This is a genomic window from Mangrovimonas sp. YM274 (assembly GCF_030908385.1).
In the GTDB taxonomy this organism is placed as follows: Bacteria; Bacteroidota; Bacteroidia; order Flavobacteriales; family Flavobacteriaceae; genus Mangrovimonas_A.
This window is the reverse complement of sequence record NZ_CP133091.1, coordinates 407,614-423,852: the sequence shown is the minus strand read 5'-3', so window position 1 is coordinate 423,852 and position 16,239 is coordinate 407,614. Positions and strand designations below refer to the sequence as shown.

General features: G+C 37.7%; 13 protein-coding genes. 7 read left to right on the top strand and 6 right to left on the bottom strand.

Annotated features, from left to right (window positions below; genetic code table 11):
* Positions 1-14: 14 nt before the first annotated feature.
* From pyk to RBH95_RS01870, 5 genes are all read right to left on the bottom strand, one after another.
* A complete protein-coding gene (pyk, locus tag RBH95_RS01890) occupies positions 15-1,460 on the bottom strand; it encodes a pyruvate kinase (protein WP_307901044.1) in 1,446 nt (481 codons plus the stop codon).
* 3 nt (positions 1,461-1,463) lie between these two features.
* A complete protein-coding gene (locus RBH95_RS01885) occupies positions 1,464-1,943 on the bottom strand; it encodes an IPExxxVDY family protein (protein ID WP_307901043.1) in 480 nt (159 codons plus the stop codon).
* Positions 1,944-2,072: 129 nt separating this feature from the next.
* Positions 2,073-2,819 carry a ribonuclease III gene (rnc, locus tag RBH95_RS01880; protein WP_307901042.1) on the bottom strand — a complete coding sequence of 249 codons (747 nt, stop codon included), beginning with the start codon at positions 2,817-2,819 and terminating at the stop codon, positions 2,073-2,075.
* A gap of 7 nt (positions 2,820-2,826) precedes the next feature.
* Positions 2,827-4,077, bottom strand: coding sequence for a beta-ketoacyl-ACP synthase II (gene fabF, locus RBH95_RS01875; protein WP_307901041.1), 1,251 nt, complete (start codon positions 4,075-4,077; stop codon positions 2,827-2,829).
* Between the two features lie 13 nt (positions 4,078-4,090).
* Complete coding sequence (locus RBH95_RS01870; protein WP_009778413.1) at positions 4,091-4,324, bottom strand: acyl carrier protein; 234 nt, start codon at positions 4,322-4,324, stop codon at positions 4,091-4,093.
* 270 nt (positions 4,325-4,594) lie between these two features.
* Here RBH95_RS01870 and RBH95_RS01865 point away from each other — a divergent pair, with 270 nt between their 5' ends.
* The 4 genes from RBH95_RS01865 (at position 4,595) to RBH95_RS01850 (ending at position 8,843) form a co-directional block, all read left to right on the top strand.
* Positions 4,595-5,173, top strand: coding sequence for a phosphoribosylglycinamide formyltransferase (locus RBH95_RS01865; protein ID WP_307901040.1), 579 nt, complete (start codon positions 4,595-4,597; stop codon positions 5,171-5,173).
* A gap of 70 nt (positions 5,174-5,243) precedes the next feature.
* Positions 5,244-5,885: a ribonuclease H family protein gene (locus tag RBH95_RS01860; protein WP_307901039.1), complete on the top strand. Its 642-nt coding sequence runs from the start codon at positions 5,244-5,246 to the stop codon at positions 5,883-5,885.
* A 56-nt stretch (positions 5,886-5,941) separates the two neighbouring features.
* Complete coding sequence (locus RBH95_RS01855; protein ID WP_307901038.1) at positions 5,942-6,862, top strand: PfkB family carbohydrate kinase; 921 nt, start codon at positions 5,942-5,944, stop codon at positions 6,860-6,862.
* 82 nt (positions 6,863-6,944) lie between these two features.
* A complete protein-coding gene (locus RBH95_RS01850; protein WP_307902273.1) occupies positions 6,945-8,843 on the top strand; it encodes an amidophosphoribosyltransferase in 1,899 nt (632 codons plus the stop codon).
* Between the two features lie 778 nt (positions 8,844-9,621).
* Here RBH95_RS01850 and RBH95_RS01845 read toward each other — a convergent pair.
* A complete protein-coding gene (locus RBH95_RS01845) occupies positions 9,622-10,230 on the bottom strand; it encodes a superoxide dismutase (protein ID WP_307901037.1) in 609 nt (202 codons plus the stop codon).
* A 121-nt stretch (positions 10,231-10,351) separates the two neighbouring features.
* On the opposite strand from RBH95_RS01845, the gene RBH95_RS01840 reads away from it, so the two are divergent.
* From RBH95_RS01840 to RBH95_RS01830, 3 genes are all read left to right on the top strand, one after another.
* Positions 10,352-13,489: an exodeoxyribonuclease V subunit beta gene (locus RBH95_RS01840; RefSeq protein WP_307901036.1), complete on the top strand. Its 3,138-nt coding sequence runs from the start codon at positions 10,352-10,354 to the stop codon at positions 13,487-13,489.
* A 23-nt stretch (positions 13,490-13,512) separates the two neighbouring features.
* The gene (gene kbl, locus RBH95_RS01835) at positions 13,513-14,706 is read left to right on the top strand and encodes a glycine C-acetyltransferase (RefSeq protein ID WP_307901035.1); all 1,194 of its coding nucleotides are present in this window, start codon (positions 13,513-13,515) and stop codon (positions 14,704-14,706) included.
* Between the two features lie 123 nt (positions 14,707-14,829).
* Positions 14,830-16,176, top strand: coding sequence for an OmpA family protein (locus tag RBH95_RS01830; RefSeq protein WP_307901034.1), 1,347 nt, complete (start codon positions 14,830-14,832; stop codon positions 16,174-16,176).
* The last annotated feature ends 63 nt before the right edge of the window (positions 16,177-16,239 follow it).

Here is a 16,239-nt window from a genome sequence, read left to right as displayed (position 1 = left end):
TAGATGACTTCTAATTATTTAATATTACAACTTGTAATTTCGGTCACCCTTAATGTATTTACCATACCTTTCTCTTGAATAGGCATAGCTGCCAAACTCACCAACATATCGCCTTCTGTTAAATAGCCCTTTTCACAAGCAATGGCGTTAACATCCTCGATGGTTTCATCGGTACTTACAAACCTGTCATAATAGAATGCATTCACACCCCAAAGTAAACTAAGCTGTGTAAGAATACGTTTGTTAGAAGTAAACACCAAGATATGTGATTTTGGTCTCCAAGCCGAAATCTGGAATGCTGTATAACCACTATTTGTCAAAGTAGAAATAGCTTTGGCATTGATTTCGTTAGCCATATTTGCGGCATGATAACAAATGGACTTTGTAATGTAGCGCTTTGTTCGGATGTGAGGTGGCGATTGTGGTACTTGAATTAAGTGAGAATCTTCCACACTACGGATAATGTTAGACATTGTTTGAATTACCTGAACAGGATAAGACCCAACAGATGTTTCACCAGAAAGCATCACCGCATCGGCACCATCCATTACAGAGTTAGCCACGTCATTTACCTCCGCACGTGTTGGCGTTAAACTGGAAATCATGGTTTCCATCATTTGGGTAGCAATAATTACCGGAATTCGCGCCTTTTTGGCACGCAATACCAATTGCTTTTGAATTAATGGAACTTCCTGGGCTGGAACCTCCACACCCAAATCACCACGAGCTACCATCAACCCATCACAGTAAGCTACAATCTTATCGATATTTTCAACTGCTTCTGGCTTTTCAATCTTGGCTACGATTGGTATTTTTTCATCACAATGCTCTTTGATTAGTTCTTGAAGCTGCATTAAGTCTTCCGCATGACGCACAAACGATAATGCAATCCAATCAACTTTTTGCCCAATGGCAAAAATTGCATCTTCAATATCCTTTTCTGTAAGGGCGGGTTGTGAAATATTTGTATTTGGAAGGTTTACACCTTTTTTGGATTTTAAAGGTCCTCCTTGGATTACTCTTGCTTTTACTTCAGACTCCCCATCGGTGGACACCACTTCAAAGATCAATTTTCCGTCATCCAACAAAATACGTTCACCTGGCTTAGCATCTTGAGGAAACTTTTCATAGGTCATGTAAACACGCTCCTTAGTACCTTCAAAACGTTCTCCCGTAGCAAAAATGATCTCATCCCCTTCATTCACTACCACTTCTCCTTTCATTACCCCAACACGTAGTTTTGGTCCCTGAAGGTCAGCCAATATGGCTGTAGTAAAACCAAATTCTTCATTGAGCTCACGAATCATGTTGATACGTTCCTCAACATCCTTATAATCTGCGTGAGAGAAGTTAATTCGGAATACATTAACACCTTCCTCCATCATGCCTTTCAACACTTCCTTTGTACTGGTTGCAGGGCCTAAAGTGGCAACTATTTTAGTTTTCTTTCTTTGTTGCATTAATTAAAAAATTAAATAATCCTTAGATTTCAATTGTTCTATATCTACACTGTAGGCCGTAATTACCTGCGGTATAGATTGTATTTTATCGAGAACATATTTTTCATTAAACCGTTTGTTCTCGTCTGTCACCTTTATAAGATAATCAACATTTTTCAGTTCGGGTATCAAATTATAGGTTTTCAATACCTTTTCCTGAAGGTCAAACAGTGACCCAGAGCTTTGCAAACTATCCTCTTCCTTTTTACATACGTTGGAAATCATATTCCAAGTGATGTACTTCTTCTCATTTTCCCACTCATATATCGCATAAGTTGCCGCAAAATATTTGTAATCCAAATCTTGGGGTTTACGCTTCAATTTAAGATCTAAGTAGGAATTCAGCAGGTAGGCCAATCTATAATCTTCCAACCTACAATGAATGGCTAAAAGTGAAAAAGAGGCATCATAAAAATCATCAACAAGTAATTTATGCAAAGCCATGCTCCCATCAAAATAATGATGGTGTAAATATACTATATTATAATAATTAAAAAATGAAGTTTTCGTTAATCTTATTTCGAAACCCAACGAAAACGTTATAGTTACTTTTAAATTATTGCTAAATCATAGCTATTCATTAAAAAACTTTGTGATTTTATTTTGAAAGGCAAAAAAGGCTCTTTTAGAGGCCTTTTCCTCTGCTTTTTTCTTTGATGTGGCACGAGCTTTTGCTACCACTTTATTATCTATCGAAAGTTTTACAGAGAAGTGTTTTAAATTATCGTTCCCTGTGTCTTCATAAACATTATAATCGAAGGTTTTCTTTTCCTTCTGGCACCATTCAATCAGCAAACTTTTGTAACTAATTACTTTACCTTCCAATGTTTCGATATCCACATGAGGATTGATAACACGGTCATAAATAAAACGTTCACAGTATTTATAACCTCGGTCCAAATAAATAGCTCCTACCAAGGCTTCAAAAAGATTACCGTGAATATTATTTCCAAAGTTTGATTTGGCAATTTTGCTCTCTACCAAATCTATTAGCTTAAGCTCCTTGCCCAATTCATTTAGGTGCTCTCGGCTAACTACTTTGGAACGCATCTTTGTTAGATAGCCTTCATCACCGTGAGGTACTTCGCTAAATAAGTAAGACGCCACTACGGCACTCAACATAGCATCCCCCACAAACTCTAAGCGCTCATAGTTGATAGGGTTTCCCTTTTTGTCCCTTAAATTCATAGAACGGTGGGTAAACGCCTTGACGTACAGGCTCTTATTTTTAGGTTTGAACCCTAGAATACTTTTGAGTTGTAAAAAAAAATTCCCGTCATTTTTAGAACGGGAATTTAATATGTTACGAATGTAATTCATTCGGGAATTAATCTAATTTTTTGAATAAGACACAAGCATTGTGTCCTCCAAAGCCAAAGGTATTGCTCATAGCAACTTTAATGTTGCGCTTTTGAGCTTTATTCAATGTTAAATTTAATTCTGGATCAATTTTATCATCTACCACTTCATGATTGATCGTTGGTGGCACTACACCGTGCTCCATTGCTAGAATAGAGGCAATCGCTTCAATAGCTCCAGCAGCACCTAACAAGTGACCTGTCATGGACTTGGTAGAATTGATATTAATGTTCTTGGCATGCTCACCAAAAACTTCAGAAATTGCCTTAAGCTCAGCAACATCTCCCAAAGGAGTCGATGTTCCATGAGTGTTGATATGATCAACTTCTTCTGGTGCAATTCCTGCATTCTCCAAACAATTTTTCATTACCGCAATTACGCCAATACCGTCTGGGTGAGGAGCCGTCATATGATATGCATCTGATGACAATCCGCCTCCCAAAATTTCGGCATAAATCTTAGCGCCTCTTGCTTTGGCATGCTCATATTCTTCAAGGATAATAGCGCCTGCTCCTTCTCCTAAAACAAAACCATCTCTGGTGGCATCAAAAGGCCTTGAGGCCGTCTCCGGACTCTCGTTTCTTGTGGACAAGGCATGCATAGCATTAAATCCCCCCATACCTGCAATGGTTACCGCTGCTTCACTACCCCCAGTTACAACTACATCACAGTGCCCCAATCTAATATAGTTTAAGGCATCAATCATAGCATTCGCTGAAGATGCACAGGCAGAAACCGTTGTGTAATTTGGTCCCATAAATCCATTTTTAATGGAAATGTTCCCAGGTGCAATATCTGCAATCATTTTAGGAATAAAGAACGGATTAAATCTTGGGGTACCGTCTCCAGAAGCAAAGTTTAGCACTTCATCCTGAAAGGTCTCCAAACCTCCAATTCCTGCTCCCCAAATAACTCCTACACGTAATTTGTTAATGGCGTCCAAATCCAATTTTGCATCGGCAATTGCCTCATCTGAAGCTACCATTGCATATTGGGTGAAACGGTCCATTTTACGAGCCTCTTTTCTATCGATAAAATCGGTAGCGTTGAAGTTTTTTAACTCGCAAGCAAATTTGGTTTTGAATTTTTCAGCATCAAAATATGTTAAAGGTGCTGCACCGCTTTTCCCACTCACAAGGCCTTCCCAATATTCATCCTTGGTATTACCTATAGGGGTCAAAGCACCCAGACCTGTAACTACTACTCGCCTTAATTCCATAAATTGTTTTTAATTATTTTGCTTCTTCTATGTACGAAATAGCTTGACCAACTGTTGCAATGTTCTCAGCTTGATCGTCTGGAATTTGAATATCGAATTCTTTTTCGAACTCCATAATTAATTCTACAGTGTCCAATGAATCTGCGCCTAAATCGTTAGTGAAGCTTGCTTCAGCAACCACTTCGTTTTCATCAACACCTAATTTGTCTACGATAATCGCTTTTACTCTTGATGCAATGTCTGACATAATCTTTAATTTTAAGTTTTAATTAGTTGGCAAAAATAAAAAACTTTATTCTTAAAACACACGTTTACTTTAAAAATGTGTTTCTAATTTACTAAATTCTCCATTAAGTATTTTCATTTTACCTTTCTTATTGTAAAATATTATTCTTTTTTTTGTTTAGGTTTTTAGGAATACTATAACGGCATTGAAAAGGCACAATGCCTTGCCTGATATAGAGTACTTTATTCAACGATCATTATCAATATTCACATCCTAATTTGAACACTAATCATGAAACGTATTGTCATTTTTGCATCGGGCAGCGGTAGTAATGCCGAAAATTTAATTAAGTATTTTTCCAAAACAAAAACAGCTTCGGTGGTACAGGTGCTTACCAACAACCCCCAAGCCACCGTTTTGGAGCGATGCAAAAAATTGGAAATAAGTGCACTTTCATTTAACAGAGTGGCCTTTTACAAAACAGACGATGTTCTCAATATATTGAAAGCCTCCAAACCAGACTTGATTGTGTTGGCAGGTTTTCTTTGGAAGTTCCCAGAAAATATTCTACAAGAATTCTCAAATAAAGTCATCAACATCCACCCTGCTCTTTTACCTAAATATGGAGGTAAAGGTATGTATGGCATGCATGTGCACGAAGCCGTTGTTGCCAACAAAGAACTTAAAACAGGAATCACAATCCACTACGTTAATGAAAACTATGACGAGGGAGCCATCATTTTCCAAGACAGTTGTTTTGTAGACACTTTGGATAATGCAAATGATGTTGCCAAAAAAATTCACGATTTGGAAATGAAACATTTTCCTATTGTGGTTGAAAAACTCCTAACGGAAGAACATTTAAAATAACTGTTTTCCCTTTTAAAAGAGACACCGTTTACTGCTACTAAAATTTACTACTAGATATATTAAGGTATAAATGGCCAAAAAAAAGCAAAAATATTACACCGTTTGGAAAGGTCATAATACCGGCGTGTTTGATAACTGGAACGACTGCAAAGCCCAGATAAAGGATTATCAAGGAGCCCTATATAAATCTTTCCCCACTTTTGAGGCTGCAAAAGCTGCCTTCAAAGGGAATTACAAAGATTTTATCGGACAGCCCAAAACCTTTAAAAGCACACTTTCTCCTGTAGAACTCCAAAAGATAGGACAACCAAATTACAATTCCATCTCGGTAGATGCCGCCTCGAGTGGCAACCCTGGTATTATGGAATATCGGGGTGTGGACACCAAATCGAAAAAACAACTCTTTATTCAAGGCCCCTTCCCCGAAGGCACCAACAATATTGGTGAGTTCCTTGCCATAGTGCACGGTTTGGCAATGCTCAAAAAAAACAATAGTAACCGCATTATCTACACCGATTCCAAAACCGCCATGAGCTGGGTGAAGAAAAAAAACTGTAACACCAAGCTTCCTCGGAATGAAAAAAACAAAGCATTATTTGAACTTGTGGACCGCGCTGTAAGTTGGCTAAAAAATAACGACTATACCACCACCATTGTAAAATGGGAAACCAAAGCTTGGGGTGAAATTCCAGCAGATTTTGGAAGAAAATAATATTCGTAATTTAGAGCGTAAAACACTATATTTGCACAAAATTTTGAAACCTCTTTATGAGCAAGTTAGTTATTGTTGGAACAGTAGCATTCGATGCTATTGAAACCCCTTTCGGAAAAACCGATAAAATACTTGGAGGTGCCGCAACCTTTATAGGATTGGCAGCTTCAGAATTTAATGTAGACGCCTCAATTGTATCAGTAGTTGGCGGCGATTTTCCGCAAGACTACTTGAACCTTTTATCCAACAGACGCTTGGATATTTCAGGTATAGAAATAGTGGAACACGGTAAAACCTTCTTTTGGAGCGGCCGTTACCACAACAATATGAACTCCCGAGACACCTTGATAACAGAATTGAATGTTTTGGCAGATTTTAACCCAGTAGTTCCTGAGAAATATCGAGATTCTGAAATTGTAATGTTAGGGAATTTACACCCGATTGTGCAATCGAGTGTCCTAGATCAAATGGCAAATACGCCAAAATTAGCCATTTTGGATACTATGAATTTTTGGATGGACAACGCTTTGGAGGATCTTTTAAATGTCATCAAACGTATAGACGTTATCACTATCAATGATGAAGAGGCCAAACAGCTTACCGGAGAGCACTCTTTGGTTACGGCCGCTAAAAGAATCCATGAAATGGGTCCAAAATATGTAGTTATTAAAAAAGGAGAGCATGGTGCCCTATTGTTCCATGAAGAACACATGTTTGCAGCTCCAGCTTTACCTTTAGAACAAGTTTTTGACCCAACTGGTGCAGGCGATACCTTTGCAGGTGGCTTTGCCGGATATTTGGCAAAATCAAAAGACTTGTCTTTTGACAATATGAAAAATGCGGTCATTTATGGATCGGCCATGGCGTCTTTCAGTGTTGAAAGATTTGGAACCGAGCGGATGCAGGATCTGTCATCCAACGAAATCCACAAACGCATACAGCAATTTGAAAATTTAACGCAGTTTAAAATTAACTAGCATAACATAACGCGCTCCTATACGAGTGCGTTTTTAATTAAACAATTATCCTGCTTCGGCAGAAACCTTGACAACAGACATTATGAGTGATGCTTTAAAACATGAATGCGGAATCGCACTTATTAGACTTTTAAAACCTTTGGAATTCTATAAAGAAAAGTATGGAAGTGCTTTTTATGGCGTTAACAAAATGTATTTAATGATGGAAAAACAGCACAACCGTGGTCAGGACGGTGCCGGTTTTGCCAGCATTAAATTAGATACAGAGCCAGGAGAGCGCTATATAAGTCGTGTGCGGTCTATTGCCCAGCAGCCAATACAGGATATTTTTGCTCAAATAAATTCTAGAATCAATAAGGAATTGAGCGAGAACCCAGAATATGCCGACGATGTAGAACTTCAAAAGCGTCACATTCCTTATGTGGGCGAATTACTTTTAGGACACGTTCGTTATGGGACTTTTGGAAAGAACAGCGTAGAAAGCGTTCACCCCTTTTTAAGACAAAACAACTGGATGCACCGAAACCTTATTGTTGCAGGTAACTTCAACATGACCAATGTAAATCAATTATTTGATGGATTGGTACGTTTGGGGCAGCATCCAAAAGAAAAGGCAGACACCATTACCATCATGGAAAAGATTGGCCACTTTTTGGATGATGCCGTTTCTAAAAAATATAAGCAACTTAAAGCAGAAGGTTACAGTAAACGAGAGTGTTCGCCAATTATCGCAGAACGTCTTAATGTAGCCAAAATATTGAAAAGAGCTGCCAAGAATTGGGATGGTGGTTACGCCATGGCTGGTTTGTTAGGTCATGGGGACTCCTTCGTTTTACGTGACCCAGCCGGTATTAGACCAGCCTACTATTATAAAGATGATGAAATTGTAGTGGTAGCTTCTGAGCGCCCTGTAATTCAAACTGTGTTTAACGTAGATTTTGACAAAGTAGTTGAATTGGATCCTGGTCATGCTATAATTACCAAAAAGTCTGGTGAGGTTGCTATCAAAAAAATCCTTGAACCGCTAGAGCGCAAGGCATGTTCTTTTGAGCGCATCTATTTTTCAAGAGGAAGTGATGCCGAAATTTACCAAGAACGCAAAAACCTTGGAAAGCTTTTAATGCCAAAGGTCCTTGAGGCCATTGATAATGACACTAAAAATTCGGTGTTCTCATACATTCCAAATACAGCTGAAACATCTTTCTTTGGAATGATCGATTCCATTGAAAAACATCTTAACGAAAAGAAAACTAAAGCCATTCTTGATGGTGGCGGGAAGCTTTCTGCAGAGCACGTTACTGAAATTCTTTCGGAGCGTCCTAGAATTGAAAAAATTGCCATTAAAGATGTTAAGCTTAGAACCTTTATTACAGAGGACAGCAGTAGAGATGATCTTGTTGCTCACGTTTATGACGCTACATATGGCGTAATCAAACCACAGGACAATTTAGTTATTATAGACGATAGTATTGTGAGAGGAACCACTCTTAAAAAGAGCATTATTAAAATGATGGACCGTCTTCACCCTAAAAAGATCGTAGTCGTTTCTTCAGCCCCTCAAATTAGATACCCAGATTGTTACGGTATAGACATGGCAAGACTTGAGGATTTAATAGCATTTAGAGCCATGTTGGATTTACTGAAGGAAAACAACAAATACCACATGGTTGAAGAGGTTTACCATAAGTGTAAAGAACAAGTAGATCTTGACGATAAACATGTAAAGAACTTTGTGAAAGAACTTTATGATCAATTTACAGATGAAGAAATATCAGCAAAGATCTCTGAATTAATTTGCGATGACAGTATTAATGCCGAAGTACAAGCCATTTTCCAAACGGTAGACAACTTGCACACAGCTTGTCCAAAAAACTTGGGTGATTGGTATTTTACTGGCGATTACCCAACGCCAGGAGGTAACCGTGTGGTAAACAGAGCATTCATTAATTTCTTTGAAGGAAACAAGGAAAGAGCTTATTAACAATAATTGATATTTTAGAGCACTTTATCCGATAAAAATACTTTTTGTCTAATATAAATGCATTTCATCTAATATTTATCAACAGTTAAATAAAATACATATACTTTAGTATCACCATAACATAAGTAGGTTAAGTTCATGGTAGATTTGGGGCAAAAAAAGGTGAACATCAGTTCACCTTTTTTTATTTCCTCCAACATTACAACCACAACATCCTCTATTCCAGTAATTTTGATTCCAAAATTCTTTCGATTTTATATTCTACTTTTTAGGAATCCTCAAAAAACACTCCATTAAACCGATTTATAAGTCTTTAATCTAAAAAATTTAAATGTTAAAATTAAGAGCTTATATATTTGTTGTTACCATAACATAAGTAGGTTAAGTTTATGGTAGATTTGGGGCAAAAAAGGTGAACATCAGTTCACCTTTTTTATTTCGAAATGTGCTCAGCTTCAATAAGTACAAATTCAATTTTTGAATACTTAAAAAATCCCACACCAATTTCAATGTAAATATTTAAAAATCAGTTCCTTTTTTTACGAAAAGTGCTTTTTGACTAATTTAAATGTTGTTCATCTAAAATTTTAAAATAATTTCTAAAGTGCTCCTATATTCGTTGTCACCATAACATAAGTAGGTTAAGTTTATGGTAGATTTGGGGCAAAAAAGGTGAACATCAGTTCACCTTTTTTATTTTGCAGCAATCCTTAATAATATATCAAAATAAAAAGCAGGCCTGATAGGCCTGCTTCTCTATTATATATCCTTGCTTTAACTATTTAGCCTCAGCATATCTACGCTCTACTTCATTCCAGTTAATAACATTAAAAAACGCATTAATATAATCTGGTCTTCTGTTTTGGTAATGTAGGTAGTACGCATGTTCCCATACATCTAAGCCTAAAATAGGCGTTCCTTCGCAACCAACACCTGGCATTAATGGATTGTCTTGATTAGGTGTAGAACACACTTCCACTTTTCCTCCTTTATGAACACATAGCCAAGCCCACCCTGATCCAAATTGAGTTGCAGCAGCTTTACTGAAGGCATCCTTGAACGCCTCTTCAGAACCAAAAGCCTCTTCTATGGCATCTTTCAATTCACCAGACAAGACTCCTTTTCCCTCAGGGTTCATAACCTCCCAAAACAAGCAGTGATTGTAAAATCCACCACCGTTGTTTCTTACCGCTTTATTGTCCATATCCAAATTGGAAAGGATATTTTCTATGGTTTTCCCTTCTAAGTCAGATCCTGCAATAGCATTGTTTAGGTTGGTAGTGTAGCCGTTATGATGTTTGGTATGATGTATTTCCATTGTACGTGCATCGATGTGTGGTTCCAAAGCATCGTATGCATATTTTAATTTCGGTAATTCGAAAGCCATAATATTTGATTTATATGATTAATATTAATTTCACCCAAATTTACATATAAAACAGCGCAATTAAAAATATTAAATAGCTATCAAATGATTGATAGTTTCTATCTTGTCAAAAAATAGATGTATGCAAAACGCAAGCCCATTTTCAATCTATAATGCCTCTGCCGGAAGTGGAAAAACATATACATTGGTTAAAGATTACCTGAAAATTCTTGTCACCTCCACACATCCAAAACAGTTTAAACACATCCTAGCCATCACCTTTACCAACAAAGCGGTGGGTGAAATGAAAGAACGCATTATCAAAACCTTGCAATTGTTTGCAAACCCAGACATTTTAGAGCAGGGCAACAGCATGTTTGAAGAACTCTGCAAGGAGGCTAATCTATCGCCTGAGGAATTACATGAAAAATCCAAGCGCATTCTAAATGCCATAGTGCACAATTACGCCAGTTTTGACATTTCAACCATAGATGGTTTTACACATAAACTTATCCGAACGTTCGCGCATGATTTAAAGCTTCCTTTAAATTTTGAGGTTGAACTAGACCAAAACACATTATTAATGGAAGCTGTTGACAGCCTTATTGCAAAAGCAGGAACCAATAAAGAGCTCACCAAGGTCCTTGTGGATTTTGCCATTGAAAAGGCGGACGACGATAAAAGTTGGGACATTTCATTCGATTTTAATAAGATTGCCAAATTATTAATTAACGAAAATGAATTGCCCTTTGTAAAAACCTTCAAGGACAAATCGTTGGAGGACTTCACTAGCTTAAAAAAAGAATTAATTAAACAAGGGGCAAACCTTGACCATACAATTAAGACGGAAGCTGAGTCTGCCCTGGAATTGATTTCGGAAAGTGGTTTGGAACATAGTGATTTTTCAAGAGGAAGCCTCCCTAAATTCTTTATCAAGGCTACCGACAGCAACTTTAAATATGATTTCGGAGCCACGCAATGGGAAAAAGGATTTGTTGAAGGGGAACGCTTATATCCAAAAAAAGTAACAGAGACTATAGCCTCTACAATTGACACCATTCAGCCCCAGCTTATTGAATACTATAACAATATTAAAAACGCCTATTATCAATCTCGATTTGTGAAGGCCATTTACAAAAATAGCACACCGCTTTCGGTCCTCAATGCGATACAGCACGAACTCAACACGATTCAAAAGGAACAAAACAAATTATTGATTTCAGAATTTAACAACATCATCCATAACGAAATTAAGGGCTTACCTTCGCCTTTCATTTATGAGCGTCTTGGGGAAAAATTCAGGCATTATTTCATCGATGAGTTTCAGGACACCTCGGCATTGCAATGGCAAAACCTCATTCCTCTACTAAACAACACCTTAGCATCAGATAACGGTACGGCCATGTTGGTGGGTGATGCCAAACAGGCGATTTATCGTTGGCGGGGTGGTGAAGCAGAACAGTTTATTGACTTGTTTACGGATGTTAATCCTTTTCAAGTGGAGAAAAAGGTAGAAAACCTCCCTACCAACTACCGCAGTTTTGAAACCATTGTAGAATTCAACAACAATCTGTTTGACTTTATCTCGTCTCACACCTTTAGCCATCCTACCTATCAATCGCTTTATCAAACGGCTTCACAAAACACCTTTTCCAAAGATCAGGGATATGTTAATCTTTCTTTCCTTGAAATTTCAAAAGATGATGACCGTGATGAACTCTATTGCCAAAAAACATACGACAGTATTTTGATGTCCATGGACAATGGTTTTGAAGCAAAGGATATTTGTGTGTTAGTAAGAAAAGGGAAAGAAGGTGTTGCAATAGCCGACTTTTTAAATGAAAAAGGCATTGACATAGTCTCTTCAGAAACCTTGTTGATTAAAAATGCTCCTGAAGTAGCCTTTACTAATGCATTTTTAAAATTGTTGGTACAACCAAAAAACAACGAGTTGAAAGTAGAGGTTTTAAATTTTCTTTCTCAAAAATTAAACATTGAAGATCAACATGCATTTTTTAAGAAACATATCCCATTGGAACTTAAAGAATTCATTCAAAGCTTTTCCGAATACGGAATTTTCCTAGACAGTTCTGCACTCCTACTTCTTCCACTTTATGATTTGGCAGAAACTATCATTAGAAGTTTTCACCTTACAGAAATATCCAATGCCTACATCCAATTTTATTTGGATTTGGTTTTGGAGTATTCACAGAAACACACCTATGATCTTGCAGGGTTTATTTCCTATTTCGAAAATAAGCAAGACCAATTGAGTATCATCTCACCCGAAGGTCAAAATGCCGTAAGAATCATGACCATCCATAAATCCAAAGGATTGGAATTTCCAGTCGTGATTTTCCCCTATGCGGATATGGACATATACAGACAGATAGACCCCAAAGTTTGGTTTCCTTTAAGCCCAGATCAATTCAACGGATTCGATTATGCACTACTAAACTATGGAAAAGACATTGAACACTTTGGTGAGATAGGCCAAATGCTCTACGAAATACAACAGGCTCAATTGGAATTGGACAATATCAACTTACTCTATGTGGCTTGCACAAGACCCATTGAACAACTCTATATAATCTCAAAAAAGGATGCCGACTCCAAAGGCAATTTCAACAACAAATCCTATGCTGGCATTTTGATGCAATATCTGGCACAGGAACAACTTTGGCAGGATTCAACTCTAGAATACACCTTCGGAACACCTCAAAGACAATCCAAAAAAGAAGCCTTGGCAGCACTTAACCTCACTCAAGAGGTCTTTGTTTCTACTCCAAAAGAAGACCACAGCTTGAGGATTCTTACCAAAGCAGGATTACTTTGGGAGACCGAGCAAGAACGCGCTATCGAAAAAGGAAACTTGGTACACGATATTATGGCCTTGATCAAAAGTGAGGAAGATATCGATTTTGCCCTTAGCCAGTTTATGGATACCGGAAAGCTAAATGAAAAACAATATCTCGAATTAAAGCCCTTAATCCATAACATCATTAATCACAAAGGTTTAAAACCGTTCTTTTCTACAGGTTTAGAAATTTACAACGAAAGGGACATAATTACCAGACAGGGAGAAATTGTTAGACCAGACCGAGTGGTCATTAATACAAACAACCAAGCAACTATTATAGACTACAAAACTGGGACGGAAACTTCTACGCACCTCAAACAATTAGAAGGCTACCAAAACGTACTGGAAGATATGGGCCTAAAGGTTACCAATAAAATTCTTGTCTATGTCAATGATGATATTGATGTAAAAGAATTTTAACTTTGCAGTAAATTGAAATTATCATGTACGGAAAAATTAAGGAGCACTTACAGCACGAATTACAAGACATAAAAGATGCCGGATTATTTAAGGAAGAACGCATCATTACTTCTCCTCAAAATGCAGAAATTACATTAAACACGGGACAAACCGTATTAAATTTTTGCGCCAACAACTACCTCGGGCTTTCAGATCACCCAGAAGTCATCCAAGCGGCAAAAGATGCAATGGACACACATGGCTTTGGAATGTCGTCCGTAAGGTTTATTTGTGGCACCCAAGACATCCATAAAACTTTGGAAGCCAAAATTGCTGAATTCTATGGCACTGAAGACACCATTCTTTATGCCGCAGCTTTCGATGCCAATGGAGGGGTTTTTGAACCATTACTAGGTGCGGAAGATGCTATTATTTCAGATTCGTTAAACCACGCCTCTATTATTGATGGGGTACGTTTGTGTAAAGCAGCCAGATACCGTTACCAAAATAACGATATGGCCGATTTAGAGAAACAATTGATTGCTGCAAATGAAAATGGTGCCCGTTTCAAAATTATTGTAACGGATGGTGTATTCTCTATGGACGGGCTGGTAGCACCTTTAGATCAAATTTGTGATTTAGCAGACAAATATGACGCCCTAGTTATGATCGATGAATGTCATGCCGCTGGTTTTATTGGAGAAACAGGACGAGGAACTCTTGAAGAAAAAGGAGTATTGGGCCGTATTGATATCATTACAGGAACCCTTGGTAAAGCTTTAGGAGGAGCCATGGGAGGTTATACCACTGCTAAAAAAGAAGTTATTGAAATGCTTCGCCAACGATCAAGGCCTTACTTATTCTCTAACTCATTGGCACCTGCTATAGTAGGAGCTTCCATTAAAGTTTTTGAGATGCTTTCCAACGACACATCGTTAAGAGACAAATTGGATTGGAACACAAAATACTTCAAAGAAGGAATGAAATCTGCCGGTTTTGACATCATCGATGGAGACTCAGCAATTGTACCCGTAATGCTCTACGATGCCAAACTTTCTCAAACTATGGCAAAGATGTTATTGGATGAAGGAATTTACGTTATTGGCTTCTTTTACCCGGTAGTTCCAAAGGAAAAAGCACGTATTAGAGTGCAACTTTCAGCAGCTCATAATCAAGCACATTTGGACAAAGCTATCGCCGCATTTACCAAAGTTGGTAAAGCTTTAGAAGTTATTTAAAATTAGTCCAAACACTTCCAGTTTGAAGCAAATAAGCAATATTTTTATATATTTGTCTTTGTTAATAAATTTTAACAACTTACATTTGTTTACAATTAACACTTAAAATTAAATTATTCGAATATGAAAAATCTTAGCAGATTATTATTGGCTACGTTGCTTTTATTAGGCTTCAATGCTAATGCTCAAGATGAAGACAATCCTTGGGCAGTAGGTATCGGCGTAAACATGGTTGATTTTTATCCAACTGGAGAAGATGCTCCTCTTGGAGGTTACTTTGATGAGTATTTCAATGTTGGTGATCACTACAACATTCTTCCATCATTATCAAGCCTTACCGTTTCTAGATACATCAGTAGCGGATTCATTTTTTCTGCTACAGGATCTATCAACCAAATAGAGAACTTTGGAGACCAATCAGTAGATGATTTGTCATACTACGGTCTTGATGGTACTATCTCTTACAGCTTTATGAGACACTCTACTTTCAACCCATTCATTGGTGTTGGTGGTGGTTACACTTGGGTTGATGAAATTGGAGCTGGTACTTTAAACGGAACTTTAGGATTTAACGTTTGGTTTACTGAAAATATCGGTTTAACCGTGCAATCTGCTTACAAACATGCGTTTGAAGATTATTTAGATACTCACTTCCAACACACTGTAGGTATTGCTATCAAATTTGGTGGTAAAGATACTGATGGTGACGGAATCTACGACAAAGACGATGCTTGTCCAGAAGTTCCAGGATTGGAAGCTTTCAACGGATGTCCTGATACTGACGGTGACGGGATCCAAGATAGCGAGGACGAATGTCCAAACGAAGCTGGTTTAGCTGAGTTCAACGGATGTCCTGATTCTGACGGAGATGGTGTTCCAGACAAAAACGATGACTGTCCTACAGAAGCTGGATTGAAAGAATTAAGCGGATGTCCAGATGCTGACGGTGACGGTGTTGCTGATAAAGATGATAACTGTCCAAACGAAGTTGGTCCAGCAGCAAACAACGGTTGTCCTTGGCCAGACAGAGATGGCGACGGTGTTGCTGACAAAGATGATAAGTGTCCAGATTTAGCTGGTCCTGCATCTAACGATGGTTGTCCAGTAGTAACTGAAGAAGTGCAAAAAGCATTGAACGCTTACGCTAAAACAATCTTGTTTGACACTGGTAAGTCTTCTATCAAAGCTGAGTCTGAAAAAGTACTTGCTGATATCATCGCAATCTTGAACGAGTATCCTCACGCTAAGTTTACTGTTGAAGGTCATACTGATAGCGTAGGTAGCGAGTCTTCTAACATGAAGCTATCTGAATCTAGAGCACTTTCTGTTAAAGATTACTTAGTAGACCACGGAGTAGATGAATTTAGATTATCATCTAGAGGTTACGGTGAGTCTAAGCCAATCGACACTAACAAAACTAGTGCTGGTAGAGCAAACAACAGACGTGTTGAAATTAACTTAGTAAAATAAGAGGTGCTAAAACCTTTAAAATAATAAGTGTAAAAACGCTCCGATATTCGGAGCGTTTTTTAT